Genomic DNA, 24,661 nt, shown 5'->3' on the forward strand with positions numbered 1-24,661 from the left:
CTTTAGCCAAACCGTCTCTCATATGATCGGCGCCTCAGCCGATCCCCTCTCCCCTCACTTGGAGGTACTTATGAACCAGGAACCATGGACCGACGAGGACGAGTACGGGCTTGCGAGGCCACACACCGCGGCCGGGTGGCGGTACGCGTCCAGGGACCGGGTAGTACTCGGCGGCAAGGGGCTGGCCACGGGAATCGCCATAGCGCACGTCACCTTTTGCGTATTTTGGGGAATCCAAGCACCGGGATGGGCCATTATTTTCTTCGTTTACAGCCTGCTCCCGGCCTGGGCAATCGGCGCGGCGGTAGGGGCCCTTCTCGGCGTGGTCCTGCGTCCTGTCCGGAATCAGTGGGTTCACGTTTCCGTGTTTTTCGGCGGAGCCTTGCTCATGTGCGTCCCTTTTGGGGGACTTTCATCGACTGGTGCGATTCTCTTCTCGTCGTCAATTGCTCTGGCAGCCGGTGTTGGCCGCCTCGCCGCGTGGAAGCTCGTGCGCATCAACGAAGCGTCCACGCTTATCGTGTAGTTCGCCTTTGACTCATCGAAACCTGTGGATCCCCAGCGCGGGGACCTGAGAGAGCGACGCACCCCAACCAAGGGGATACGAAAGAGCGACGCACCCCAACCAAGGGGATGCGAAAGAGCGACGCACCCCAACACCGGGGATGTGAAAGAGCGACGCACCCAAACCAAGGGGATGCGAAAGAGCGACGCACCCCAACACCGGGGATGTGAAGGAGCGACGCACCCAAACCAAGGGGATGCGAAAGAGCGACGCACCCCAACACCGGGGGATGTGAAGGAGCGACGCACCCAAACCAAGGGGATGTGAAGGAGCGACGCACCCAAACCGGGGGGATGTGAGAGAGCGATCGATCCCAACACCGGGGATGTGAGCGAGCGTCGGCAAAGCGACCACGGGGCGGCGGTGACGACAGGCCGCTGGCCGACCACCGCCGTCGAGCCTTCCAGACGCAAGCCCGTCCAGACGCAAGCCCGTCCAGACGCAAGCCCGGTCCAGACGCAAGCCCGTCCAGACGCAAGCCCGTCCAGACGCAAGCCCGGCCAGACGCAAGCCCCGTCCAGACGCAAGCCCGGTCAGACGAAGCCCGGTCAGACGAAGCCCGGTCCGGACGCAACGACGGCTCGAACGCCAACTCCGAAACCGCCCCCACCCCAGCCGAAAACCTAAGGAAGTGTTAGGAAATCCCTTCCAGGCTAGGGCTGTGCCGTGCATCACCCATAGTTTGGAACATGTCCTCTTTCACCTTGGAGGACCTTTCTTAGTCGACGAAGAGCCATGCGCAAGGACGCCATGAGCACCCGCTTCATGGACAGAACGAACTCATGCAAGACACGGCCGCGGCAAAACGCTGCCGTCCAGGAAGGTTCATTGATGAGCACCCAACAAGCTGCGCCCCTGAGCGAAGCCGCCCAGACACGCAAGGCCGTGAGCAACATCCTCAAGGGCTCCGCGGGCAACCTCGTGGAGTGGTTCGACCTTTACGTCTATACCGTTTTCGCGGCGTATTTCCAGTCACACTTCTTCAACTCCTCGGACGATCTCCAGGCCGGGCTTGAGGCGATGGCTGTCTTTTCGACGTCGTTCCTCATGCGTCCCATCGGAAGCTGGTTCTTCGGCCGTTACGCCGATCGGAAGGGCCGCAAAGCTGCGCTGACGCTGAGTGTGACCATGATGTCGGCGGGCTCGTTCGCCATCGCCGTCTTGCCGACGCAGGACGTGATCGGCTTGTGGGCCTTGATCCTGCTGGTGTTCATCCGCTGTGTGCAGGGCTTCTCCGTGGGCGGTGAATACGGCACGAGTGCCACCTACATGTCCGAGGCCGCGACGGCCAAGCGGCGTGGTTTCTTCTCCAGTTTCCAGTACGTCACGTTGATCGGCGGGCAAATGCTTGCCCTCTTGGTGCTGGTGATCCTGCAGAACACCATGAACAAGGAAGACCTCACTGCATGGGGTTGGCGGATTCCGTTCGCCATTGGCGGCGTCGCTGCGCTGGTTGTTCTTTGGCTGCGCCGCTCAATGGAAGAGACCCTGTCCGCAGATCAGCTCCGTGCTGCACACGTCAAGGTTGAGGGCGAGGCACAGCCAGGCACCTTGAAGCTGCTGTTCACCAAGCACTGGAAGCCGCTGCTCATCTGCATCGGCATCACTTTGGGCGGCACGGTGGCGTTCTACACGTACACCAACTTCATCCTGAAGTTCATGAACGATACTTCGGGCATCGCCAAGACCGACACTTCCGTCATCAACTTCTGGGCGCTGTTCATCTTCATGCTGCTGCAGCCTGTGTACGGCATGCTCTCTGACAAGATCGGCCGGAAGCCGCTCCTGGTCTGGTTTGGTGTGACCGGGGTGCTGTTCACTTGGCCGCTGCTCTCCACGCTGGCCGGCACCAAGGATCCCTTCATCGCTTTCCTGCTGATGATGGGTGGGCTCCTGATGGTTGGTGGTTACACGTCCATCAATGCGTTGGTGAAGGCTGAACTGTTCCCGGCATCCATCCGTGCGCTTGGCGTGGGGCTCGGCTACGCGATTGCCAACTCGCTGTTCGGCGGCACGGTCCCGCTGATCGGCGCAGCTCTGCAGAAGTCGGGCCAGGTGGACATGTTCTTCACGTATGTCACGGCGGCCATTTTCATCTCGCTGCTGGTGTACATCTTCGCGCTGAAGAACAAGAAGGCCACGCATTTGGATACTGAGCAGGGCCATGCCTGGGTTGCGAAGGGCGCAGCGGACGACGGCGGCGCGAAGGATCGCGTCGACGCCTGACTTGGGTGCGTTGCGAGGCCCGTTCTGCACACTTTGGCTACTCCGAAGGGCGCAGGGCGGGCCTCACAACGTTAAGCTCTAGTAGCGAACCCCGCATGAACCACCCATAGCGACCCCCGCACCAACACCATCAAGCCAAAGGAACCCAGGACAGTGCACGTGCTCATCGTCGAGGATGATGACGCCATGGCGTCGGCCTTGAGCGCAGCCGTAGCCTCGGCCGGGCACAAACACACACGGGTGTCCCGGGGAGAGGACGCACTCCTGGCGCACCGGCAGCACGAGGTGATCCTGCTGGACCTTGGCCTCCCGGACCTTGATGGTTTGGATGTGCTGCGCAAACTCCGCCAGGTCACCCAGATCCCCATCCTGATCCTGACCGCGCGCGACGACGAACGCAGCGTGGTGCTGGGCCTGCGGTCCGGGGCTGATGACTACCTGGTCAAACCCGTGAAGCTGGTGGAATTGCTCGCCCGAATCGAGGCAGTGACGCGTCGCAGCAACCGCTCGGGGCCCGAAGCTCCACACACCATAGTTCTCGGGGAACTGGAAGTGGACCTCGACCGCCGCGTCGCATCAGTCAGCAACAAAGAGCTCGCCCTCACCGCAACCGAATTCGACCTCCTCAGCCTCTTGGTCAGGAACGCAGGGTCAGTGGTGACCCGTGAGCAAATCCTGGATGCACTGTGGGGTGACGCATTCCTGGCGCATTCCAGATCCTTGGACGTACACCTCACAGGATTGAGGTCCAAGCTCCAACTTCCCGGCTTCATCATCAACGTCCGGGGCGTCGGCTACCGGGTTGAACAGCCGTGAAAGTCCGGGTCCTTGGCATCCTGAGCCTGCTGGTGGTGATCATTGTGGCAACGGTGTCCAGCGTGATCCTCACATCTGCCGGCCGCGAACTCACCCAGGAGCTGCAAATCAACCGGGTGGCCGCCCTCAACCGCTTCGCCCAGCTCGCCAGCGACGCCGCCGAGGACAACAACACCACCCAACTCCAGCGGGAAATGGACCGGTACTCCGAGCTTTATGGTGAAGGACTCCTGATCCGCCTCCAGGAGAAAACCCTCCGGTCAGGGGACCTCAGCGAGGACCAACCCGAGGTCAGGGACGCGCTCAACCGGGCCAGCCTGAACCTCAGTGACACCACCCTGAATCCGGTCCGCGCCTTCGGCACCGGCAACGACTTCATCTCCAGGTCGTTCGGAACAGCCAGCCAGGTACTCGGGGAGGTAGTTCTTGAAGTCAACCTCGATGCAGCCCGGCAGAAACTACGGGAGCGTTGGCTCGTCGTCGTGCTTGCTGCCGTGGCGCTGGGGGCGCTGCTCCTGCTGGCCGCCGCGCGTATCACGGCTTGGGTTTTGCGCCCGGTCCACCGGCTGGGCAAGGCAGTCCATGAGCTCGAAGCCACCGGCAAAACCAGTCAGCTGCCCGAGGCTGGCCCGCCCGAGCTTCGCGAGCTGAGCCGGTCCTTCACGGCCATGGCCGCGACCGTCACCCAGAGCATGGAGTCCCAGCGCCGGCTCATTGCTGACACTTCACATCAGCTCCGGAACCCGGTGGGTGCGCTCCGGCTCCGGGTCGACCTGCTGCAGCTCGCCCTGCGGTCTGCGCCGGAGAAGGAAGCGGCGGCCGGCGTCGTGGCCGAACTTGAGCGAGTGGAGGAAATGCTCGACGGCGTGCTGAAGCTGGCTACCGCCGAACACCGCGCCTCGGAAGGATCTGCCCGTGAGTCGCCTGAATCCGAGCACAAACGCCTGTCCGTCATCGATCCCTACCCGGTCCTGCAAGGTGAAGTGGAGAGGGCTGCGCCGGCTGCCCTTCGGGCCGGTTCGGAGCTCACCCTGGAAGGCCCTGCGCCCGAAAGCCAGATCGTCTGCGATCCCGACGAGCTCGCACACATGGTCGGGGAACTCCTCGCCAACGCCATCAAGTACGCCCCCGGGGCCCGCATCAGCGTGGCGACCCGGCCGGCGCAAGGAGGCACCGCCGTCGAGATTTCCGACGACGGTCCCGGCCTCCCAGCCGATCAACTGGCTGCCTCCACCACCAGATTCTGGCGGGCTCCTCAGCACAGCAAAATTCCAGGCAACGGCCTGGGCATGACCATCGTGGAACGGTTGGCGGAAGCCAACGGGGCGCGGCTGGTCCTGGAAACCCGAAGTCCCCACGGCTTGATGGCCCGTCTGGAATTCGCGCGGCCGGGGGACGGTTCGCATGCCTGATCCAGCTGCAGTATCGAGGCGGAACGCCCTCAAAACCGCCGTCACTCTGGGGCTCGGTGGCGCCCTGCTCGCAGCAACAGCCGGCTGCACCACGGAGGACCGGCCACAGGAAATCACGGTCGCCGGTGGCGAATCGGGCGGCTTTTATCTGGAGTTTGCCACCCTCCTGGCCCACCTGCTGCAGCGGGAAGGGGTGGCTGACAGGGCCGTGGCGCAAACCACCGGCGGAAGTTTGGAGAACATCCAAAGGGTCCTCTCCGGTGAGGCCACGTTGGCGATCGCGCTCGCGGACGCCGCCGCGCAGGACACAGCCCGCGCTCAAACCTTCCCCGCCGGCACTGACGCCGGGCAGCTCGTGGCGCTGGGAAAGGTGTATCAGAACTATGTCCACTGCATCGTCCGGGAGGACAGCGGGATCCGTACTTTCGCCGACCTCGCCGGGAAGACTGCCGCCGTCGGCGAAGTGGGCTCGGGAACCACACTGACGGCCGGGCGAATCATCGCCGCGGCCGGACTGTCCGACCCGGGCCGCGCCATGCAGCAGGTCAACCTCGGTTTGAACCATGCCCTGGCGTCGCTGAAGGACCGTTCCATCGATGTGATGATCCAGTCCGGGGGTGTTCCCACTGCCCCCATAGCCGCCGCGGCGCAGGATTTTGGAGTGCGGCTCCTGGACCTTTCCGAGCTCATTCCCGCGACCCGGGGCAATTCGGGGTTCTTCTACGACCGTGTCCTCATCCCCGCCGGCAGCTACGGAACCGCTCCCGCTGTGTGGACCGTCGGGGTGGCCAACCTGCTCCTGTGCCGCAAGGACCTGGCCGATCACGTTGTCCGGCAGACCGTGGAACTCCTGGTGGAACAAGCACAGGACCTGGTTCCGAAATCCAGCACAGGCGTTCAGTTCCTTAGCCCGGAAACCTTGATCAACACCGCCGGCGTGCCCTTGCATCCGGCAGCGCAGGCCGCGTACCGGGCGCTGCACGGTTAGCGTACCGGGCGCTGCACAGTTAGCGGACCAGCCCGAAATCGGCACGGGGCCGCGCGAATGGCAAAATGGAGGACATGACTTCAGCCGTTGCCCCTGCCATTGCCCTGACCATCGCCGGCTCCGAAGCGACCGGTGGCGCCGGCGCGCAGGCCGACCTCAAAACCTTCCAGGAACTCGGAGTGTTCGGCATCGCGAACCTCACCTGCATTGTTTCCTTCAACCCGAAGGACAACTGGAACCACCGCTTTGTGCCGGTAGACCAGCAAGTTATCGCCGACCAATTGGAAGCCACGACGGCGGCCTATGGTGCCGCTTCGGGCGCACCGTCAGTGCTGGATACAGTGAAGATCGGCATGCTCGGAAGCCCGGCAACCATCAGCACCGTGGAGAAGGCCCTCGCCGCTGGCTCGTTTGCCAACGTGGTCCTGGACCCCGTCCTGATCTGCAAGGGCCAGGAACCCGGCCACGCACTGGACACGGACCAGGCGTTGAAGGCGCAGATATTGCCGCTGGCTACGTTCGTTACCCCGAACCACTTCGAGGCCGAGTCGCTTTCGGGCCTGACCATTACTGACGAAGAATCCCTGAAAGCCGCCGCCATCCGCATCCACGAGATCAGCGGCGCAGCAGTCCTGGCCAAAGGCGGGGTGCGGCTGGAAGGCCCCGACGCCGTCGACGTTTACTACGACGGCGAAACGCTGGAAGTCCTGCGCGCTCCGAAGGTGGGCGAAGTTGCCGTGTCCGGCGCTGGTTGCTCGTTGGCCGCTGCTGTGACGGCGGAGCTGGCCAAGGGTGCCACTCCTCTGGAAGCTGCGCGCACGGCGAAGGCTTTCGTGACGGCCGGCATCAAAAACCGCGTGTCCTCGGGCGCTCCGTTCGATGCCCTGTGGCAGGGCGGCGCAATGTCCTAGCTGTTCGAACTCAAACGAAAACAGCCGCCCCGGAGTGATTCCGGGGCGGCTGTTTTGTGTCCTTGTCAGCGCGAAACCTTGCCCATGAGCGAGGCGATCGGGCGCAGGAACAGGGGCCGGGCAAGGAACCACGCAGCCGCCGTGAAGACGATGGATGCCGCGAAAATGCCGAAGCCCCACCAGCTGTAGTCGTTGTTGGAGGCGTACATGTGGTTCAGGTTGTTCAGCGCGCCGGTAGCCAGCACCAGCGTTACGTGGACAATCACGAACGCCACGAAGTAGATCATCACCGGGAAGTGGACCTTGCGGGCAAGTTCGATCGGGTAGAACTTGTTGATCGCCGCCTTCTTGGGCCAGGCGCCGGACATCCGGATGCCGGTGATGATGGCCAGCGGGGCGGCGATAAAGACCGTGATGAAGTATGTCAGGAGCTGGAGGCTGTTGTAGTTGTTCCAGCCGTTTTCGACCGGCCAGTTCAGCGATGCATATTGCAGGCCCGCAGAGACAGCGTTGGGGAAGACGTCCCAGCTGGTGGGAACGATCCTCAGCCATTGGCCCGTGGCGAAGAGCAGCACTATGAAGATGATGCCGTTGAGCACCCACAGTGCATCCAGGGTCAGGTGGAACCAGAGGTCCAGGCTGATCTTTGTTGGCGGGTTTTTGGTCTTGATGAGTCCCTTGTTGTTCCGGGTCCAGTTGGCCGCCGGACGGGTGGTGGTGCGCACCTGCCAGCCGGACCGGATGATCAGGACGATGAAGAACATGTTAAGGAAGTGCTGCCAGCCAAGCCATGCCGGGAATCCGGTGGGAGTGCCTTCCGGAACGGCAGAGTGTCCGGGGTAGTCAGTGAGGAACTGTTGCACGGGCTGGAGGGTCCTGAGCCATTGCGCAACGAGCACCAGGATCAGTGCCACCACCAAAGCTCCTGCGGTGACGGCGACGGGTTTGAACCACCTGTTCGACGTGATCCCGGACGACTTGCTTGAAACGGACATCAGGCCGCGTTCCTCTCTGGCTTGTTTGGCTGCGACCAGTTGGCGCTATACAGCGATTCAACCAGTTGAAGCCCGACGGCGAAAACGGCACCCGGGTTTCGGGGCGTCAGACGTCAAAAATCGCAGCATTCGGATACATGCTGCAATACGTATTTCTAGAACAGACTTCCAGAATTATTTCCCGTACTGCATGAGTCAGTCAAGACCATATGTTGGCTACGTGGATTCTTTCAGGAGTAGGATTCCAAAAAATAGCCGGTCGACACTCCGGTGTCTGTTCTACCGCCGAGAGGAGCCCGCGTGGTTCGCAAAACATCCGAAGCCGCCACCACTACAGGCTCCTGGCAGTGGACCCGGACCGCCGCTACCCAACGCAATCTGCTGGATGCGGCCGCCGCCGTGTTCGTTGAGCACGGCTTTACGGATGCGAGCATCTCGGACATCGTGGCCCGCGCAGGTTCCAGCGTTGGCAGCCTCTATCACCATTTTGGCGGGAAGACCGAACTCTTCCTTGCCCTGTGGGATGACTACCAGAACGAGCACGAAAGGCTTGTTGCGGCAGCCGTAGCCAAGGCACGCAAAGGCGGCGAGGACGATCCCCTGGCGCTGTTCAATGTGGGCAGCCGCAGCTACTTCGAGTACACCTGGAAGCACAGAGACCTGGAACGTGTATTCATCGAGGGCGACACTCCCCCCGGCTTTGAACTCCTCCGACGCGAACGCGGGCGTGAATGGGTGCGCCAGAATTCCGTGCTCCTCGGGACCCGGGACGACACACTGGGGCGTTTGACGGTCGCTGTGATCACCGACATCGTGACCGTTTCCGGGCAGGAGGTTGCGTTGAGTGCCACCAAGCGTGCGGCCGATGAGGTTGTGGATGCTGCGGCGGTGCTGGTGGCCCGGCTGGTCCGCTGAGGCCCACTCCCGTTTGTTGCCGCGTCAGCGGTTCGCGGGCGGGATGTCTTTCAATCGTTCCGCAAAGTCCTTGATTTCACTGATGCTGAAAGAAAGGCCACGGCGCACGTCAGATGCCGGTTGCCTCTCCAGCGACAAGCCTTCACGCCACATCCGTGCCGGCCTAATCGGCCGGGGCGTGAACCCGCCACCGCAGTTCGGGCAAACATTCAGCAGCAGGTCATCCACGCAGTCAGCGCAAAACGTGCACTCGTAGGTGCAGATCCGTGCATCCAGCGACGCCGGCGGCAAATCCCGATCGCATGATTCGCAATTGGGTCGAAGTTCAAGGGCCATGTGCCAAGACTGCTGCACGCGCACAGGATAGGCAAACTACGGGCAAGAACTAGGGCAGTTTTGCCTTGAGCGCGAGCAAATGCTCTCGCGTGAGCGTGGCTGCCGCTGCCGCATCCCTGCCGGTAATCGCATCGAGGATGCGCATGTGGGTGAGTTGATCGGCGTCGCTGCCGTGTTCGCCGCGGCGCCGGAGCAGTTCGATCATCGCTTGCCTGCTGCGCGGGGTGAAGGTGTCGAACAATTCGGTGAGGATCGGATTATGTGCAGCCAGGATGATGCTGCGGTGAAGGACCGTGTCCGCGTCGACGTGTTCCTCCACGCCCGAGCGGTTCAGATCCCGCTCCCCCGCCGCCCGCCTCATGGCCCGGAGGTCGGCAGGGGTGCGCCTTTCCGCGGCCAGCGCCGACGCTTCAACCTCGATCGCGATTCGCGCCTCGATCACCGCGGCGATGTCCGCGCGTCGAAGGACCTGGTCCCAATCGTCGGGCTCGTCGAGCGCCGTGACGAAGACACCGGCACCTTGGCGGGAGGCGAGCACGCCGCGGCCGGCCAGGTGCCGTATGGCTTCGCGGATTGTGGACCGGCCTACGCCGAGCTGCGGAGCGAGCGTCGTCTCTCCCGGCAGCTTTTGACCGAGTGCCCATTCGCCGCCGCGGATACGTTCCAGAAGTGCTTCAGCGGCCTGTTCGGCGAGCGGTTCGCGGCGCAGTTGTGTCATGGGACCATCATCCCTTATCCCCCAAACTTATCTACTTGTCTGAGGAGTTGTGCTAGCGTAAACCCATGCTTTACGGACCTCTTCTTCTTCGCCGCCACGGCGGGGCATAGCCAGACCGGCTCCCCGACGTGGAGTCGAAACGCGCGCCGGTCTTCGGACTACAACGAATGAAGAAGGACCCACGTCATGACCACCAATGATTTCCCCCGCGTTTGCACCCCCGCCGGGCCAGTACCCGCCGTCGCGCCCTTTTGGAACCGCCAGCGAACCTCGCAAATGCCATCCCACCGCTATCGCGATGTCTATTCCCGCGTGGAGGTTCCGCTCACGGAACGGGACTGGCCTACCCGTCGCCTGGTTCAGGCGCCGTTGTGGGTACCCGTGGATTTGCGTGACGGCAACCAGGCCCTGGCCGAACCGATGGACCCGGAGCGCAAGCGCCGCTTCTTCGAGCTCATGGTGAAGATGGGCTACAAGGAGATCGAGGTCGGTTACCCATCCGCGTCGCAGACCGACTACGACTTCGTGCGCCTGATCGCTGAGACTGACATCGCGCCCGAGGATGTGACGATCGTCGTGTTCACCCCAGCCCGGCGCGATCTGATTGAGCGCACCGTCGCATCGATCCGCGGCATCCGCAACCAGGTCGTGATCCATATGTACACGGCCGCCGCACCCGTCTGGCGCGATGTGGTCCTCGATAAGGACCGGGACGAGCTGCGGGAGCTGATCCTGAACGGTGGGCGCGACGTGCTCGAGTTCGCCGGGCACCTGCCTAACGTGCGGTTCGAGTTCTCCCCCGAGGTGTTCAACCTCACCGAACCCGACTACGTCATTGAGCTCTGCGACGCCATGACTGAGCTGTGGGAGGCGACCCCCGATCGTCCGGTGATCCTGAACCTGCCCGCCACCGTGGAGATCGCGACACCGAACGTCTATGCCGATCAGATCGAGTACATGCACAAGCGCCTCGCCCGCCGGGACGCTGTGATCCTCTCCGTACATCCGCACAACGACCGAGGCACCGGCATCGCCTGCGCCGAACTGGCCATACTTGCCGGCGCCCAACGGGTGGAGGGCTGCATCTTCGGCAACGGAGAGCGCACCGGTAACGTTGATATCGCCACGCTTGCCCTGAACCTGCATGCCCAAGGCATCGATCCGATGATCGATTTCTCCGACATCGACGAGATTCGCCGCACGGTCGAGTACAGCAACCGCCTCGAAATCCACCCACGCCACCCCTACGTGGGCGACTTGGTGCACACCGCGTTCAGCGGAACCCACCAGGACGCGATCAAGAAGGGCTTCGCCGAGCACCGTGCACGGGCGGCTGATGAGGGGCGTCCCGAAGGCGGGCTGGAATGGCGGGTGCCCTACCTGCCGATCGACCCGGCCGACATCGGCCGCAGCTACGACGCCGTCATCCGCGTCAACTCCCAATCCGGCAAAGGCGGCATCGCCTATCTGCTCGAAACGGACTATGGCATCGAACTGCCGCGCCGCTTGCAGATTGATTTCGCCCGACGCGTACAGGAGCACGCCGACAGCACCGGACTCGAAATCAACGCGGCAACGCTGCTGGAACTCTTCGAAGACAACTATCTGAACCCGGGCACCGACGTCATCGAATTACTCGACCTCGGATCCCTGAGTGAAAACAACAAGACCACTACACGCGTCAGCGTCCTCATCGACGGCATCCAGCGGAGCGGCAGCTACGACACCATCGGCCCAGTGGAGGTGGTCACTCAGCTGCTCGGCGAACATGGAATCCCGATCGATGTCCTTTCGCTGCACCAAACTTCCCTCACGGCCGGCGCCGACAGCGAGGCCCTGACACTCATGGAGTACCGCGATGCTCAAGGCACACGCTGGGCGGCAGGCAAAGATCGCTCCATCCTGACGGCGAGCGTGAAGGCCGTGATATCGGCAGCTTCCAGCTCGGCCGCCGTCGCCGCCTCATGAAACAGAGGCAAAGGCACTGCCCGGTCCCCTACCCGGTTTCGCGCCGGCTACCGGCGCATCTTCCGGATCGAATAATCCTTGGTCGCGTAGTCCCCGCCCTGAGGCACGCCGGGATCGAAGTCCTCCCGCACTGCCCATTGGGCGGCATCGTCTTCGGGGAGGAACCCGACGTCGTATCCGGCCTTTAGGTCCCACCACCGGTCGGTGTTCGCGGACACTGCATAGAAGACGGCTGCGTGTTCGGTTGTCGTCATTGCGGCGAGGAACGCCCGGACCGCGTCTGATGGGCTAAGCCAGGTCCGCTGCTCACGCGCGGATCCTGGCCGGACCTCGTAGCTGCCAATGCGCACCGCGATGGTGCTCATCCCGAATTTGTCCGCGTACAGTCGGCAGAGAGCTTCGCCGGCCACCTTCGACACTCCATAGAAGCCATCCGGCCGGGGCGGCATCCCAGGTGAGACGGCGACGCCGGCTGGATACATACCGGTCAGGCGGTTGCTGCTGGCGTAGACCACACGGGACACACCAGCTCGCCGGGCAGCCTCAAGAACATGGTAGGTACCGACGATGTTCACCTCTGCCAGGTCGTGAAAGTCCGCCTCATCCGGGATCCCGCCGAGGTGGATCACACCATCTGCGCCCGTGAACATTTCCTCCAACAAACCCAGCTCGCTGAGATCCGCCGTCACGATTTCATCATGTGGGCCAGCCGGCAACACCGGGCGAATATCAGTGGATACCAAGTCAACCCTCAGTTCGGAAAGGGCAGTGCGAAGGGCAGCGCCGATCGTTCCAGCAGCACCCGTGACTACCCAGCGACTCCCCGCAACATCAAGCATGCTCCAACCGTACTGCGGCTTCATGCGCAGTACCGGTTGGACATTCCGCGTGAAGGAGCGTCTCACTCGAGCGCGGGGGATGTGAGCGAGCGTTGCACTCGAGCGCGGGGGATGTGAGAGAGCGACGGGGTCAGCGCTCGGAGTGGGCGGCCAGGAAGGAGTACACCTCGGTCTCGTCCACGCCGGGGAACGCGCCCGGAGGCATCGCGGCAAGCAGGTGCGAATGTGCGCGCGCGGAGGGCCAGGCGTTACCGGCCCATTCATTGGCCAAGGACTTCGGCGGACGCTTGCAGCAGTTCGGGTCCGGGCAGTTGGAGGTTGCCCGGGCCGTGGTTTCCCGGCCGCGGAACCATTTCACGTGCTGGTACGGCACTCCGATGCTCAACGAGAATTCCCCGGCAGCGGAGCGCTCCGTCCGCGCCGTGCACCAGTAAGTGCCCGATGGCGTGTCCGTGTACTGGCTGTAGGCGCTGAACTTGTCCGGCACGTCGAACACCGCGCGCGAGGTCCACGCTTTGCACGACGGCTGCCCCTCAATCGCACCGGTGTGGTCCTGGGGGAAGGTCACGCCGTCGTTCTCGTAGGCCTTGTAGATGATGCCGGACTGGTGGGTCTTCTGGAAATGCGTGGTGATGCCCAGGTGTTTGGTGGCGAGATTCGTGAAACGGTGCGCGGCAGTTTCGTAGGACACCGCGAAGGCATCCCGGATATCTTCCACGGCAATTTCCTTGGCGGCCTTGGCTTTCTGCAGGAACTCCACCGTGGCCTGCTCAGGCAGCAGCAGGGCCGCGGCAAAGTAATTGGTGGCCACCCGCTGCGCCAGGAAATCCCCGTAGTTGCGCGGGGTTTCGTGCCCCAGGACGTAGTGGCCCAGAGCCTGGAGGAGCACTGAGCGGGGATCGTGATCCTGGCGCTGGTTCTGCGTCAGGTAAATTCTGCGGTTCTTCAAATCAGTTACGGACCGGGTGGAGTGCGGCAAATCGCCCACATGGTGCAGGGAGAATCCAAGGTTCTCGGCGATGTCCGCAATGACGTGCTGGCTGAGCGGACCGGTGGTGTAGCCCACCCCTTTGAGGACCTTCTGCGCCTCGGCCTCATACTCGGGGAAATAGTTACCGCGCTCACGCATCATGGCACGCAACTCGCCGTTCGCGCGGCGGGCCTCCTCCGGCGTCGCGACTTGCTCATTAAGTTTGCGTTCGAGCTCCTGGAGCAGCCCCACCTGCGACTCGAGCACATCGAGCGGAAGCCGCGAGCTGATGCGGATTTTGGGGAGGTTGAGGGATTCGTACAGCGGCCCGCGCTGGTACCGTTCCAGCTCGATTTCCAGCGCGGCCCTGCGGCTCGGCGGCTCCGCTCCGAGCAGCTGATCGATGGTCACGTTCAGTGACGCAGCGAGCTGCTGAAGCAGCCCCAATTTTGGTTCGCGCTTACCGTTTTCGATCAGGCTCAGCTGGCTTGGCGCGGTCCCGACGGCGGCACTCAAGTCGTCCAGCGTCAGCCCGGCCTGCTTGCGAAGATGGCGCACGCGGCGGCCAAGGCTGATGACGTCCAGTTCAGGGGACGCAGCGGACAACGACGGCGATGCTACTTCGCGATTCCAGCTCACAGGCGACATTTCTTGAGAATACGCGAAGAAGTGCATTTCTTTCCATAGTTTTCCTCTAGTAACCCTCTTGGAAGTGCAGAAAAGTAGGACTTACGAAAAAGAAATACAGATCCCGGACAAGCCGGCCGACGCAGCAACGGCGCAGCGGAGGCCGGCCCGGGCACCACATAGGAGATAAAAATGACCGCATCATTTGTACCCGCAGAGCAGTCCGCAGAGCAGCAGGCCGCAGCGCTGGAACTTGAATGGTCTGCCAACCCGCGTTGGGAAGGCGTCACCCGTGATTACTCGGCCACCGACGTCGTCCGCCTCCGCGGTCGCGTCTCCGAAGAGCACACCCTGGCCCGGCGCGGTTCGGAGAAGCTCTGGAAGCAGCTCACCGAAGAAGCACCCAACGGTGGCTACACCAACGCTTTGGGTGCACTGACCGGAAACCAGGCAGTGCAGCAGGTCAAAGCGGGTCTCCGCGCCATCTACCTCTCCGGCTGGCAGGTGGCCGCAGACGCCAACCTCTCGGGCCAGACCTACCCGGACCAGTCCCTGTACCCGGCCAACTCGGTCCCCCAGGTTGTCCGTCGCATCAACAACGCCCTGCTCCGCGCAGACCAGATCGAATATGCAGAGGGCGTCAAGACTGTTGAGGACTGGTTGGTCCCGATCGTCGCCGACGCCGAAGCCGGCTTCGGTGGCCCGCTGAACGCCTACGAACTCATGAAATCCATGATCACAGCCGGCGCCTCGGGTGTTCACTGGGAAGACCAGCTCGCATCTGAGAAGAAGTGCGGCCACCTCGGCGGCAAGGTCCTGATTCCCACCCAGCAGCACATCCGGACCCTGAACGCAGCCCGTCTGGCAGCCGATGTCGCCGACACCCCCACCGTGGTCATCGCCCGTACCGACGCCGAAGCAGCAACCCTGATCACCTCGGACGTTGACGAGCGCGACCAGGAATTCATCCTCCGCGAAGGTGGACAACCGGTTCGCACTGCTGAAGGCTTCTACAAGGTCCGCAACGGCATCGAACCCTGCATCGCCCGTGCCAAGGCCTACGCACCTTACTCCGACCTCATCTGGATGGAGACCGGAACCCCGGATCTGGAACTGGCACGCAAGTTCGCCGAATCGGTCAAAGCCGACTTCCCGGACCAGATGCTCTCCTACAACTGCTCCCCGTCCTTCAACTGGCGCAAGCACCTGGACGACACCACCATCGCCAAGTTCCAGCGCGAACTCGGTGCCATGGGCTTCACGTTCCAGTTCATCACCCTGGCCGGCTTCCACGCCCTGAACTACTCGATGTTTGATCTCGCCCACGGATACGCCCGTGAAGGCATGAGCGCCTACGTCGAACTCCAGGAAAAGGAATTCGCCTCCGAGTCCCGCGGCTACACCGCCACCAAGCACCAACGCGAAGTCGGTACCGGCTACTTCGACGACATCGCCACCGCGCTCAACCCGAACGCATCCACCCTGGCCCTGGTGGGATCCACCGAAGAAGGCCAGTTCCACTAACCACTTCCGACGGCGCCTTGCCCTCGCTGGCCGCGGTTATCACCTCCGGCCTACGGACCGGCAACGCTCTGCCTGCTATCCCCAGATCCGCCCTTTGACCTCGTAGAACTCGGTCGAGGGCGGATATAGGGCCCCTTTACGCAGGCTGCCGCATTACCGGCCCTCCGGCCTCGTGCGGATCGCGCCTTCCGGACCATACCGACTGCCGGGTTGGGTGATCCGGAAGCGTGCGTAAAAGGGGCCCTGTCCCGGACGCCGGCCGAGCTCTGCGAGGCCAAGCGGGCGGGATGGGGAATAGCACGCGGAGGATTACCCACTCCGGCACCCCAGGTGACCCCCAGCCCGACGCGGCACCGCCGTCGAACTTTTGCTTCTCATAGGAGAGATTGAAATGAACAGCTTCACTGACAACTTCACTATCAACGGCATCACCATCACCGCGCAGCCCATTTGCCGGCAGAACGAGGTCTTGACGCCGGACGCCCTTGAGTTCATTGGCAAGTTGCACCGGGCTACGGCTGATCGTCGTCAGGAGCTGATGCAGGCACGGCACGCCCGCCGCAACCAGATTTCCGGTGGCCAGGATCCCCGGTTCCGCCCCGAAACCGAGGGCATCCGGAATGACCCGTCGTGGCGCGTGGCTCCCCCGGCTCCGGGTTTGGAGGACCGCCGCGTGGAGATCACGGGTCCGGTGGATAAGAAGATGACCATCAACGCCCTGAACTCGGGGGCGAAGGTCTGGCTCGCTGACATGGAAGACTCCTCCACGCCGACGTGGCGGAACGTGATCCAGGGTCAGCTGAACCTGACTGACGCTTTGGAGCGCCGCATCGATTTCACCTCTCCTGAGGGCAAGGAGTACAAGCTCAAGGCCGCAGAGGACCTGCCCACCATTGTGGTTCGTCCGCGTGGCTGGCACTTGCCGGAGAAGCACATGCTCGTGGATGGCAAGCCGATCGCCGGAGGAATCGTGGACTTCGGTTTGTTCTTCTTCCACAACGCCCGCCGCCTGCTGGCCCAGGGTAAGGGCCCGTACTTCTACCTGCCGAAGATCGAGAACCACCTCGAAGCCCGGCTGTGGAATGACATCTTCGTCCTGGCGCAGGATCTCTTGGGCATCCCGCAGGGCACCATCCGCGCCACCGTGCTGATCGAAACCATCACGGCGGCGTTCGAGATGGAAGAGATCCTGTATGAACTCCGTGACCACGCCGCGGGTTTGAACGCCGGCCGCTGGGACTACATCTTCTCTCTGATCAAGAATTTCCGTACCCGCGGACCCCGTTTTGTTCTCCCGGACCGCGGCCAGGTGACCATGACCCAGCCGTTCATGCGCGCATACACCGAGCAGCTGGTCAGGGCCTGCCACCGACGTGGTGCCATGGCTATTGGGGGCATGGCAGCAGCTGTTCCCAACCGGAAGGACGAGGCCGCCAACACTGCTTCGTTCGAGAAGGTTCGTGCGGACAAGACCCGCGAGGCCAACGACGGCTTTGACGGTTCGTGGGTGGCCCACCCGGATCTGGTGCCGGTATGCCGGGAAGTTTTTGACTCAGTTCTCGGAAACCGCCCCAACCAGCTGGACCGTTCCCGCGAGGACGTCACCCCGGATGACCGCGCGCTGATCGACATCGCCAGCACTGAGGGAACCATCACCGAGGGTGGGGTCCGCCTGAACATTGAGGTAGGCATCCGCTACATCGAGTCCTGGCTGCGGGGCAACGGGGCCGTGGCCATCCACAACCTCATGGAAGACGCCGCCACCGCGGAGATCTCCCGCTCCCAGCTGTGGCAGTGGATCCACGCCCACGCCATCACTGACCACGGCGACATCATCACCCGCGAATGGGTGGAGGACATGTTGGACGAGGAATACGCCCGGCTGGAACGCTTTGACGGAGACCGGTTCGCGGATGCCCGCGCCATCTTTGAAGAAGTCACCCTGGCCGAAGAATTCCCCACCTTCCTGACCATCCCCGCCTACGCCCGTTTCCTCACCGAGGCCCGTGAAGAGGCCACGGAGGAGGAACTCGTCGCCGCCTAGGTCCAGTGACCAGAAAGCGACACAAACAAGCCCCGACGCTGGGCTGCCTGCACTCTTCGCAACAAGTGACCCCGACCGCCGGGGAGGCAGCCCAGCAACGGGGCTTACCCATGCCCAGCCCGCACTGACCCCTGCTCCCGCCCGCACCACTTCGATGCCCCGCTGCACACCATGCCGTGCGCACGGCACACCCAGCAGGGAACCCCCGAATCAAGGGCCAAGGAAGCAGGAAGCGCACGACGACCCCACCCAGGGACCACGGACCACCCGCCACCTCGATGCCTCGCTGCACACCATGCCGTGCGCACGGCACGTTCTGCAGGGAACCCCCGAATCGGCGAAGAAACCAGGGACCAGACGCCAGGGACCAGCCTCGGCTCAGACGGCCCGCTGCCCACAGCTACCCGCGAAGATGCGAACGCGAGGGCAGACTCCACCACCGGACCACGGACCACCCGCGACCTCGATGCCCCGCTGCACACCATGCCCTGCGCACGGCACGTTCTGCAGGGAACCCCCGAATCGGCGAAGAAACCAGGGACCAGACGCCAGGGACCAGCCTCGGCTTAGACGGCCCGCTGCCCGCAGCTACCCACGAAGACGGGAACGCGAGGGCAGACCTGCCCAGGGCCACCGACCAGCCACCGCTTCGATGCCCCGCTGCACACCATGCCGTGCGCACGGCACGTTCTGCAGGGAACCCCCGAATCGGCGAAGAAACCAGGGACCAGACGCCAGGGACCAGCCTCGGCTCAGCCGGCCCGCTGCCCACAGCTACCCGCGAAGATGCGAACGCGAGGGCAGACCCACCGGACCACGGACCACCCGCGACCTCGATGCCCCGCTGCACACCATGCCCTGCGCACGGCACACCCAGCAGGGAACCCCCGAATCGAGGGCCAAGGAAGCAGGAAGCGCACGACGACGGCCCCCACGCGCGCAGCCGGCTCACCCACCTCGCGCAGACAGCCCACCGACCCGCACCCCTACCGCTGTCGGGCCACCCATCGCACGGACAACGTGGTGCACACGCAGAACATGAGCACCGAACCGAGGATCACGAGCAGCGGCACAGTCCAGCCGTCGGTCACACTGTGCACGAACCCAACAACCGTGGGTGCCAGCGCAGCGAAGCAGTAGCCCACCCCCTGCACCACGGCGGACATCTTCCCGGCTGCGGCCTGGGACTGGGCGAACTTGATGATGGCAATGAAAATCACCGTGATGCCGCCGCCCTGGGCAACTCCGCCCAGCGAAGACCACAGCCACCACCATGAAGGTGCCAGCAACAAACCAACGGGAACCGTCAGCCACAGCGCGCTCAAGGTGAACGCCACCGCCGTCGTACTGGCGAAACGGGCCAGGAGCGGCACGCCCAGGCCGCCCACAATGGCGAAGATCTGGAACAGCGAGGAGCCGGCACCGGCGTCGGCGGTGCCCATGGCGAGTTCATCGGACAGGAAACTGGGCAGCCAGGCGGTGACGCCGTAGTAGGAGAAGGCCTGCCCGGCGAAACCGAGGGTCAGGCCGACTGTCAGCCAGCGCACCCCCGCAACCGGTCCGGACAACGAGGCCGGTGGAGCGGGAACCGCACGGGGAACAAACGCCCGCCGCGCACCCACGGTTGGCACCCAAAAAAGGATCGCGGCCAACGCAAGCAGGGCACTGGCCGCAAGGGCAAGCCGCCAGCCCACCAGGTCAGCCAAGGGTGCGGTGACCACGGAGGTCAGGAATGATCCAATGTTGAGCGCAGCCGTATAGACGCCCATGGCCGTGGCCTGGCGCCGCGGGGCGAAGTCGCGCCGGATGATCAGCGGCACCGCGATGTTCCCGATGGTGATGGCCACGCCAATGACCACCGTGCCCACCATGACCGATGCCCCACCCCCACTGGAGCGGACCACCACTCCTGCCAGCACGCCAAGCAAGGTCAGCATCACGGCGAATTCGGCCCCGAACCGGCGCCCCGCCAGCGAAGCCAACGGAGAAGCGAGGGAGAAACACAGCACAGGAATGCCGGTCAGCAGGCCGAGTTCAACAGGCGAGAATCCAAGGTCCTGCTGCAGTGAATCGACCACGGGGGCCACCGCTACAAAGGGACCACGCATGTTCAGCGCTATGAGGCCGATGCACGCAAGAATCAGCCAACCGCGTGGAATTTTCGCGAGGAACTGGCTCACCGGATGGACCGATGCGGGGCAGGAAGCGTTTTCATCACTTTCATTGCTATCACGGCGCTACCCGCCAACGGGCATCGAGCAACCCTTAGCCCGCTGCTTGGAGCGTGGCCTCAATCACTGCCGGCGACAGGACATGCTGGGTGACCATCTGGCTGGCACCGAGGATGGCGGCGCGGTCACCGGCCATGGAAATACTGATGCGCAGGTGGGTGGTGGCCAGCGGCAAGGACCTCCGATAGACCACTTCGCGGATGCCGGCCACCAGGTGTTCACCGGCCTCCCCCACGCTGCCGCCGATGATGATCACGGACGGGTTCAGCAGGTTGACTACCGTGGCCAGTACGTCGCCGACATCGCGGCCGGCTTGCCTGAGCGCCTGGATCGCCTGCAGGTTGCCGTCGCCGACAAGTCGCAGGACATCGGCGCCGGTGGACGCTTCCAGCCCTTGGGACTGGAGGTGACGCGCGACGGCGGGCCCTGAGGCCAGCGCCTCAAGGCACCCATGGTTGCCGCATCGGCAGAGGACGTCGTCGCCGCGGGGGACGCGCACGTGCCCGAGGTCACCGGCTGTGCCGTTGGCTCCACGCTGCAGTTGACCGCTGCTGATGATCCCGGCACCGATCCCCGTGGCGACTTTGACGAACACGAAATTCCGATTGTCCGGCCAGTAGGCGGTGCGCTCGCCGAGGGCCATGATGTTGACGTCGTTGTCCACCAGGACAGGGACGTCGAGGGACTGCTGAACGTACGACACGACGTCGAATCCGTCCCAGCCCGGCATGATGGGCGGCTTCACGGGCCTCCCGGTATCGTGCTCCACGGGCCCCGGGAGTCCGATTCCGATGCCGGCGAGGTCGCCGGGTTCGCGCCCGGCTTCGGCCAGGAGTTCACGGCCGGCAGCTACCACCCGGCTGAGGACTGCGCCCGGCCCTTCGGCAACTTCCTGCGCCAAACGCCGCTCGGCGAGGACGCTGCCCCCGAGGTCGGTGACGGCGACAATCACGTGGGTGGCTCCGACGTCGACGGCCAGGACGACCCGCGCGGCGGGTTTGAACGCAAAGCGCGACGGCGGCCTGCCGCCACTGGAGGAGGCCTCACCTGCCGGGCCCACGAGGCCAGAAGCAATGAGGGCATCGATGCGGGAAGCCACCGTGGAGCGGGCAAGTCCGGTGGTTTCGGCGAGCTCGGCGCGGGTACGGGCTTTGCCGTCGCGGAGAAGCTGGAAGAGATTCCCGGCCCGCGAGAGATTACCGGCTTCTGGCGCGGAGCTGTTTCCGGCGTCAGATCCGGCAGTCGTAGTCATCCAATTAGTGAAGCATGATTGCTTATGCATGTCACCCAGTGGAAGTTTGTCGGAATTATCGTAACTTTTGCTGGACGCTCGGCAAAAGTCCCTCTAGGCTGAAATGAGTGCATGACCAGCCCATTCATGGGTGGAATCGGTGGCTCCCTGATAGGGCGCTCACTAGACTGGCGCCAAGTCCCTGATCTGCCGGAAATACCCACTCCCGAAAAGGAACCCGAATGTCTTACTCACTTCAGCTGTACACCCTCCGCGATGCCATCGGGGAGGACCTGCCGGGAACCATCAAGAAGGTGGCCGAGATCGGCTTCACGCAGGTGGAGCCGTATAACTTCGTGGCCACGGCCAAGGAGCTCGGCGCGGCGTTGAAGGAGAACGGCCTGACCGCGCCGTCCGGACACGCCCCGCTGCTGTCCCAGGACCAGGACGAGATCTTCGCCGCAGCCAAGGAACTGGGCATCACCACGGTGATCGATCCGTTCCTTCCGGCAGAGCACTGGCAGTCCGCCGAGGACATCCAGGCCACCGCCGCCAAGCTCAATGCTGCAGCGAAGAAGGGTGCCGGGTACGGCATCCGCGTCGGCTACCACAACCACGCCTGGGAGCTGGAGTCCACCATTGAGGGCAAGACCGCCCTGGAATACTTCGAGGGTCTGCTGGATCCGGAACTGGTCCTGGAAGTCGACACCTACTGGGTTGCCGTGGGAGGCCAGGACCCCGTGGAGCTCCTGGCCCGCTTGGGCGACCGCGTGAAACTCATCCACATCAAGGACGGCCCGGCCACCACCGACACCAAGGCCCAGCAGCCCGCCGGACAGGGCAGCATCCCTGTCCTGGACGTGATCGCCGCAGCGAAGTCCCTGGAGGTAGGAGTGGTGGAGTTCGATGACTACTCCGGCGATATCTTCGAAGGCATCACCCAGAGCCTGGCCTACCTGACCGCCGCGGCCAGCGCCGACGCGGCCGGCAAAGACCCAGCCAGCGCCGACGCAGCAAGCACAGAAGCAGCAGAAGGAGCGCAGGCATGAGCTACGCACCGTCAACCCGCAAAGGCCCCGTAGGGGTTGCCGTCATCGGTGCGGGCAACATCTCCAAGCAGTACCTGGACAACCTCACGGTCTTCCCGGACCTGAAAGTCCTGGTCATCGCGGACCTCTTTGTCGAGGCCGCCGAAGCCCGTGCCAAGGAATACGGGATCGCCGAATTCGGTACGCCCGAGCTGGCACTGAACCATCCCGACGTCGAACTCATCGTGAACCTGACCATCCCGGCAGCCCACGTCGAGGTGGCCACGGCCGCGGTCAGCGCCGGCAAGCACGTCTGGACAGAGAAGCCCTTCTCCCTGGACCGCGAATCCGGGCTCGGTCTGCTCAAAGCAGCCGACGCCGCCGGCATCCGCCTCGGCACCGCCCCGGATACGTTCCTCGGTGCCGGGCTGCAAACCGCACGCCGCATCATCGAACGCGGGGACATCGGCACCCCGCTGACCGGCATGACCACGTTCCAGACCCCCGGCCCGGAATCCTGGCACCCGAACCCGGCCTTCCTGTTCCAGCACGGCGCCGGTCCCCTGTTCGACATGGGCCCGTACTACCTCACCGCACTGATCCAGACCTTCGGCTCCATCCGCAAGGTGGCCGCTGTCGGGTCCTCCGCCAAAGCAACCCGCATCATCGGTTCCGGGCCCAAGGCCGGCGAGGAATTCGCCGTCGAGGTCCCCACGCACGTCTCCGCGATGGCGCAGTTCGAAGGCGGCCAGTCCAGCCACAGCGTCTTCTCCTTCGAGTCGCCGCGCCAGCGCATGGGCTTCGTCGAAATCACCGGCTCCGAAGCAACCCTGTCCCTTCCGGACCCGAACTATTTCGACGGCGACCTGAAACTCTGGCGGCCGGGCGCGGAAGAACCCGAAATCATCCCTGCCACCGGGCCAGCCAATGGCCGCGGCCTGGGCGTGCTGGACATGGCCCGCGCTCTCCGCGCAGGTACGGCCCACCGCGCCACAGGTGACCTCGCCTACCACGTGCTGGACAGCATGGTCTCCATCACCGAGTCCGTGGAATCAGGCACTTTCGTGGATGTCACCAGCAACGCTCCCACCTCCGCCGCCCTCCCCGAGGACTGGGCGCCCGAAACGGCGACCCTGTAGGGGCGGGGAACACTATGACTACCTCTGGAAACACCCCGCTGGGTGTTGCGGCAATCGGCTACGCGTTCATGGGCAAGGCCCACTCGAACGCATGGCGGAACGTCGCCAGTTTCTTCGACGTCCCGGCCTTCGAACAGAAAGTGCTTGTTGGCCGGGACGCAGACGCCGTTGCTGAAGCGGCCGCCAAGTACGGCTGGGCAGAATCGGCAACCGACTGGCGGTCGGTGATCGAACGGGACGACATCCACATCATCGACATCTGCGCACCGGGCTGGATGCACGCCGAAATCGCCATCGCGGCGTTGGAAGCCGGCAAGCACGTGCTCGTGGAGAAGCCGCTGGCCAACACTTTGGGTGAAGCCGAGTTGATGACCGCAGCCGCCGCGAAGGCCCGGTCCCGCGGTGTTCAGTCCATGATCGGCTTCAACTACCGGCGGGTTCCGGCCTTGGCGTTGGCACGCGAACTCATTTCCGAAGGCCGCCTCGGCACCATCCGCCACATCCGCGCCGCTTATCTGCAGGATTGGTTGACCGACCCCGAATCCCCTATGAGCTGGCGCCTCCGCAAGGAAACCGCGGGCTCCGGAGCCTTGGGCGACATCGCCTCGCATGCCATCGACCAGATTCTCTACCTTCTGGGTGATGACGTCACGGAGGTTTCGGGCCGCCTGCGCACCTTCGTGGACCAGCGCCCCGGCGCAGAAGGTCCAGAGGATGTCACGGTCGACGACGCCGCCTGGGTCAACCTCTCGCTCGCCTCCGGGGCAATCGCTTCGGTGGAAGCCTCCCGGGTAGCGACGGGCCAAAAGAACTCCCTCCGGCTCGAAATCTACGGTTCGCTCGGTGCGCTGACCTTTGACCTCGAGAACCTGAACGAACTGAACTTCCTGGACACCACAGTGCCCGTCCGCGAACAGGGTTTCCGGCGGATCCTGGTCAACGAACCCGAGCACCCGTACTTGGGCGCGTGGTGGCCTCAGGGACACATCATCGGCTGGGAGCACACGTTCACGCATCAGATCCGGGACTTCCTCACCGCGATCGCGGCCGGCGAGTCGCCGTCGCCGTCGTTTGAAGAGGGCCTGAACGTCCAGCACATCCTGGCCGCTGTGGAAGAGTCCGCAGCCGCAAACAGCTCACTGATCCAGCTCAACGCATCCGTTCTTGAAGGAGCCTGA

General features: G+C 63.8%; 21 protein-coding genes. 14 read left to right on the forward strand and 7 right to left on the reverse strand.

The window, feature by feature from the left end:
- Positions 1-70 precede the first annotated feature (70 nt).
- The 6 genes from AC6JA3_RS18155 to AC6JA3_RS18180 all read left to right on the forward strand — a co-directional run bounded on the left by AC6JA3_RS18155 (position 71) and on the right by AC6JA3_RS18180 (position 6,918).
- Positions 71-526 (forward strand): hypothetical protein, encoded by a 456-nt coding sequence (locus tag AC6JA3_RS18155; RefSeq protein WP_026541880.1) that lies wholly within the window; start codon positions 71-73, stop codon positions 524-526.
- Between the two features lie 870 nt (positions 527-1,396).
- Positions 1,397-2,791, forward strand: a complete 1,395-nt coding sequence (locus AC6JA3_RS18160; protein WP_026541879.1) for an MFS transporter — start codon at positions 1,397-1,399, stop codon at positions 2,789-2,791.
- 153 nt (positions 2,792-2,944) lie between these two features.
- Positions 2,945-3,607, forward strand: coding sequence for a response regulator transcription factor (locus tag AC6JA3_RS18165; protein WP_026541878.1), 663 nt, complete (start codon positions 2,945-2,947; stop codon positions 3,605-3,607).
- Positions 3,604-5,019 (forward strand): sensor histidine kinase, encoded by a 1,416-nt coding sequence (locus AC6JA3_RS18170; RefSeq protein ID WP_347781906.1) that lies wholly within the window; start codon positions 3,604-3,606, stop codon positions 5,017-5,019. The genes AC6JA3_RS18165 and AC6JA3_RS18170 overlap by 4 nt, the downstream gene beginning before the upstream one ends.
- Positions 5,012-6,007: a TAXI family TRAP transporter solute-binding subunit gene (locus AC6JA3_RS18175; protein ID WP_026541876.1), complete on the forward strand. Its 996-nt coding sequence runs from the start codon at positions 5,012-5,014 to the stop codon at positions 6,005-6,007. The genes AC6JA3_RS18170 and AC6JA3_RS18175 overlap by 8 nt, the downstream gene beginning before the upstream one ends.
- A 74-nt stretch (positions 6,008-6,081) precedes the next feature.
- The gene (locus AC6JA3_RS18180) at positions 6,082-6,918 is read left to right on the forward strand and encodes a hydroxymethylpyrimidine/phosphomethylpyrimidine kinase (RefSeq protein ID WP_026541875.1); all 837 of its coding nucleotides are present in this window, start codon (positions 6,082-6,084) and stop codon (positions 6,916-6,918) included.
- Between the two features lie 65 nt (positions 6,919-6,983).
- Here AC6JA3_RS18180 and AC6JA3_RS18185 read toward each other — a convergent pair whose 3' ends face one another.
- Positions 6,984-7,913 (reverse strand): cytochrome b/b6 domain-containing protein, encoded by a 930-nt coding sequence (locus tag AC6JA3_RS18185; protein ID WP_026541874.1) that lies wholly within the window; start codon positions 7,911-7,913, stop codon positions 6,984-6,986.
- Positions 7,914-8,213: 300 nt separating this feature from the next.
- On the opposite strand from AC6JA3_RS18185, the gene AC6JA3_RS18190 reads away from it, so the two are divergent.
- Positions 8,214-8,828 carry a TetR/AcrR family transcriptional regulator gene (locus tag AC6JA3_RS18190; protein ID WP_026541873.1) on the forward strand — a complete coding sequence of 205 codons (615 nt, stop codon included), beginning with the start codon at positions 8,214-8,216 and terminating at the stop codon, positions 8,826-8,828.
- A gap of 24 nt (positions 8,829-8,852) precedes the next feature.
- Here the strand turns inward: AC6JA3_RS18190 and AC6JA3_RS18195 are convergent, their stop codons facing one another.
- Together AC6JA3_RS18195 and AC6JA3_RS18200 are read right to left on the reverse strand one after the other, a co-directional pair.
- Positions 8,853-9,164 (reverse strand): DUF1272 domain-containing protein, encoded by a 312-nt coding sequence (locus AC6JA3_RS18195; RefSeq protein WP_026541872.1) that lies wholly within the window; start codon positions 9,162-9,164, stop codon positions 8,853-8,855.
- Positions 9,165-9,213: 49 nt separating this feature from the next.
- Positions 9,214-9,882 (reverse strand): FadR/GntR family transcriptional regulator, encoded by a 669-nt coding sequence (locus AC6JA3_RS18200; protein ID WP_026541871.1) that lies wholly within the window; start codon positions 9,880-9,882, stop codon positions 9,214-9,216.
- A 186-nt stretch (positions 9,883-10,068) separates the two neighbouring features.
- Here AC6JA3_RS18200 and AC6JA3_RS18205 point away from each other — a divergent pair, with 186 nt between their 5' ends.
- Positions 10,069-11,850 (forward strand): 2-isopropylmalate synthase, encoded by a 1,782-nt coding sequence (locus AC6JA3_RS18205; RefSeq protein WP_035761043.1) that lies wholly within the window; start codon positions 10,069-10,071, stop codon positions 11,848-11,850.
- Positions 11,851-11,897: 47 nt separating this feature from the next.
- On the opposite strand, the gene AC6JA3_RS18210 is transcribed toward AC6JA3_RS18205, so the two are convergent.
- Together AC6JA3_RS18210 and AC6JA3_RS18215 are read right to left on the reverse strand one after the other, a co-directional pair.
- On the reverse strand, positions 11,898-12,689 hold the full coding sequence (locus AC6JA3_RS18210) for an NAD-dependent epimerase/dehydratase family protein (RefSeq protein ID WP_035761051.1): 792 nt from the start codon (positions 12,687-12,689) through the stop codon (positions 11,898-11,900).
- Positions 12,690-12,819: 130 nt separating this feature from the next.
- The gene (locus AC6JA3_RS18215; protein ID WP_026541869.1) at positions 12,820-14,334 is read right to left on the reverse strand and encodes an XRE family transcriptional regulator; all 1,515 of its coding nucleotides are present in this window, start codon (positions 14,332-14,334) and stop codon (positions 12,820-12,822) included.
- A 144-nt stretch (positions 14,335-14,478) separates the two neighbouring features.
- Here AC6JA3_RS18215 and aceA point away from each other — a divergent pair, with 144 nt between their 5' ends.
- The 3 genes from aceA (at position 14,479) to AC6JA3_RS18230 (ending at position 18,424) form a co-directional block, all read left to right on the forward strand.
- Positions 14,479-15,810 carry an isocitrate lyase gene (gene aceA / locus AC6JA3_RS18220; protein ID WP_026541868.1) on the forward strand — a complete coding sequence of 444 codons (1,332 nt, stop codon included), beginning with the start codon at positions 14,479-14,481 and terminating at the stop codon, positions 15,808-15,810.
- A 391-nt stretch (positions 15,811-16,201) separates the two neighbouring features.
- On the forward strand, positions 16,202-17,854 hold the full coding sequence (gene aceB, locus AC6JA3_RS18225) for a malate synthase A (RefSeq protein ID WP_026541867.1): 1,653 nt from the start codon (positions 16,202-16,204) through the stop codon (positions 17,852-17,854).
- Between the two features lie 300 nt (positions 17,855-18,154).
- On the forward strand, positions 18,155-18,424 hold the full coding sequence (locus AC6JA3_RS18230; protein ID WP_497920439.1) for a hypothetical protein: 270 nt from the start codon (positions 18,155-18,157) through the stop codon (positions 18,422-18,424).
- A 416-nt stretch (positions 18,425-18,840) separates the two neighbouring features.
- Here the strand turns inward: AC6JA3_RS18230 and AC6JA3_RS18235 are convergent, their stop codons facing one another.
- Entirely contained in the window at positions 18,841-20,034 is a 1,194-nt protein-coding gene (locus AC6JA3_RS18235) for an MFS transporter (protein WP_026541866.1), read from the reverse strand.
- Between the two features lie 85 nt (positions 20,035-20,119).
- On the reverse strand, positions 20,120-21,337 hold the full coding sequence (locus tag AC6JA3_RS18240; RefSeq protein ID WP_026541865.1) for an ROK family transcriptional regulator: 1,218 nt from the start codon (positions 21,335-21,337) through the stop codon (positions 20,120-20,122).
- Positions 21,338-21,558: 221 nt separating this feature from the next.
- On the opposite strand from AC6JA3_RS18240, the gene AC6JA3_RS18245 reads away from it, so the two are divergent.
- From AC6JA3_RS18245 to AC6JA3_RS18255, 3 genes are read left to right on the forward strand one after another with little or no spacing between them, the layout of a single operon-like run.
- The gene (locus AC6JA3_RS18245) at positions 21,559-22,365 is read left to right on the forward strand and encodes a sugar phosphate isomerase/epimerase family protein (protein WP_026541864.1); all 807 of its coding nucleotides are present in this window, start codon (positions 21,559-21,561) and stop codon (positions 22,363-22,365) included.
- Complete coding sequence (locus AC6JA3_RS18250; protein WP_026541863.1) at positions 22,362-23,483, forward strand: Gfo/Idh/MocA family protein; 1,122 nt, start codon at positions 22,362-22,364, stop codon at positions 23,481-23,483. Before AC6JA3_RS18245 ends, AC6JA3_RS18250 begins: the two co-directional genes overlap by 4 nt.
- A 14-nt stretch (positions 23,484-23,497) precedes the next feature.
- The gene (locus AC6JA3_RS18255; RefSeq protein WP_026541862.1) at positions 23,498-24,661 is read left to right on the forward strand and encodes a Gfo/Idh/MocA family protein; all 1,164 of its coding nucleotides are present in this window, start codon (positions 23,498-23,500) and stop codon (positions 24,659-24,661) included.

It is taken from the genome of Arthrobacter sp. TmtSoilC79, assembly GCF_059739405.1.

Excerpts from the sequence above, each read along its gene's own strand:
- AC6JA3_RS18205 (WP_035761043.1), top strand. The coding sequence starts at position 10,069 with ATGACCACCAATGATTTCCCCCGCGTTTGCACCCCCGCCGGGCCAGTA.
- AC6JA3_RS18200 (WP_026541871.1), bottom strand. The coding sequence starts at position 9,882 with ATGACACAACTGCGCCGCGAACCGCTCGCCGAACAGGCCGCTGAAGCA.
- AC6JA3_RS18240 (WP_026541865.1), bottom strand. The coding sequence starts at position 21,337 with ATGACTACGACTGCCGGATCTGACGCCGGAAACAGCTCCGCGCCAGAA.
- AC6JA3_RS18195 (WP_026541872.1), bottom strand. The coding sequence starts at position 9,164 with ATGGCCCTTGAACTTCGACCCAATTGCGAATCATGCGATCGGGATTTG.
- AC6JA3_RS18160 (WP_026541879.1), top strand. The coding sequence starts at position 1,397 with ATGAGCACCCAACAAGCTGCGCCCCTGAGCGAAGCCGCCCAGACACGC.
- AC6JA3_RS18185 (WP_026541874.1), bottom strand. The coding sequence starts at position 7,913 with ATGTCCGTTTCAAGCAAGTCGTCCGGGATCACGTCGAACAGGTGGTTC.
- AC6JA3_RS18215 (WP_026541869.1), bottom strand. The coding sequence starts at position 14,334 with ATGCACTTCTTCGCGTATTCTCAAGAAATGTCGCCTGTGAGCTGGAAT.
- AC6JA3_RS18245 (WP_026541864.1), top strand. The coding sequence starts at position 21,559 with ATGTCTTACTCACTTCAGCTGTACACCCTCCGCGATGCCATCGGGGAG.
- aceA (WP_026541868.1), top strand. The coding sequence starts at position 14,479 with ATGACCGCATCATTTGTACCCGCAGAGCAGTCCGCAGAGCAGCAGGCC.
- AC6JA3_RS18175 (WP_026541876.1), top strand. The coding sequence starts at position 5,012 with ATGCCTGATCCAGCTGCAGTATCGAGGCGGAACGCCCTCAAAACCGCC.
- AC6JA3_RS18255 (WP_026541862.1), top strand. The coding sequence starts at position 23,498 with ATGACTACCTCTGGAAACACCCCGCTGGGTGTTGCGGCAATCGGCTAC.
- AC6JA3_RS18250 (WP_026541863.1), top strand. The coding sequence starts at position 22,362 with ATGAGCTACGCACCGTCAACCCGCAAAGGCCCCGTAGGGGTTGCCGTC.
- AC6JA3_RS18180 (WP_026541875.1), top strand. The coding sequence starts at position 6,082 with ATGACTTCAGCCGTTGCCCCTGCCATTGCCCTGACCATCGCCGGCTCC.
- AC6JA3_RS18155 (WP_026541880.1), top strand. The coding sequence starts at position 71 with ATGAACCAGGAACCATGGACCGACGAGGACGAGTACGGGCTTGCGAGG.
- AC6JA3_RS18210 (WP_035761051.1), bottom strand. The coding sequence starts at position 12,689 with ATGCTTGATGTTGCGGGGAGTCGCTGGGTAGTCACGGGTGCTGCTGGA.
- aceB (WP_026541867.1), top strand. The coding sequence starts at position 16,202 with ATGAACAGCTTCACTGACAACTTCACTATCAACGGCATCACCATCACC.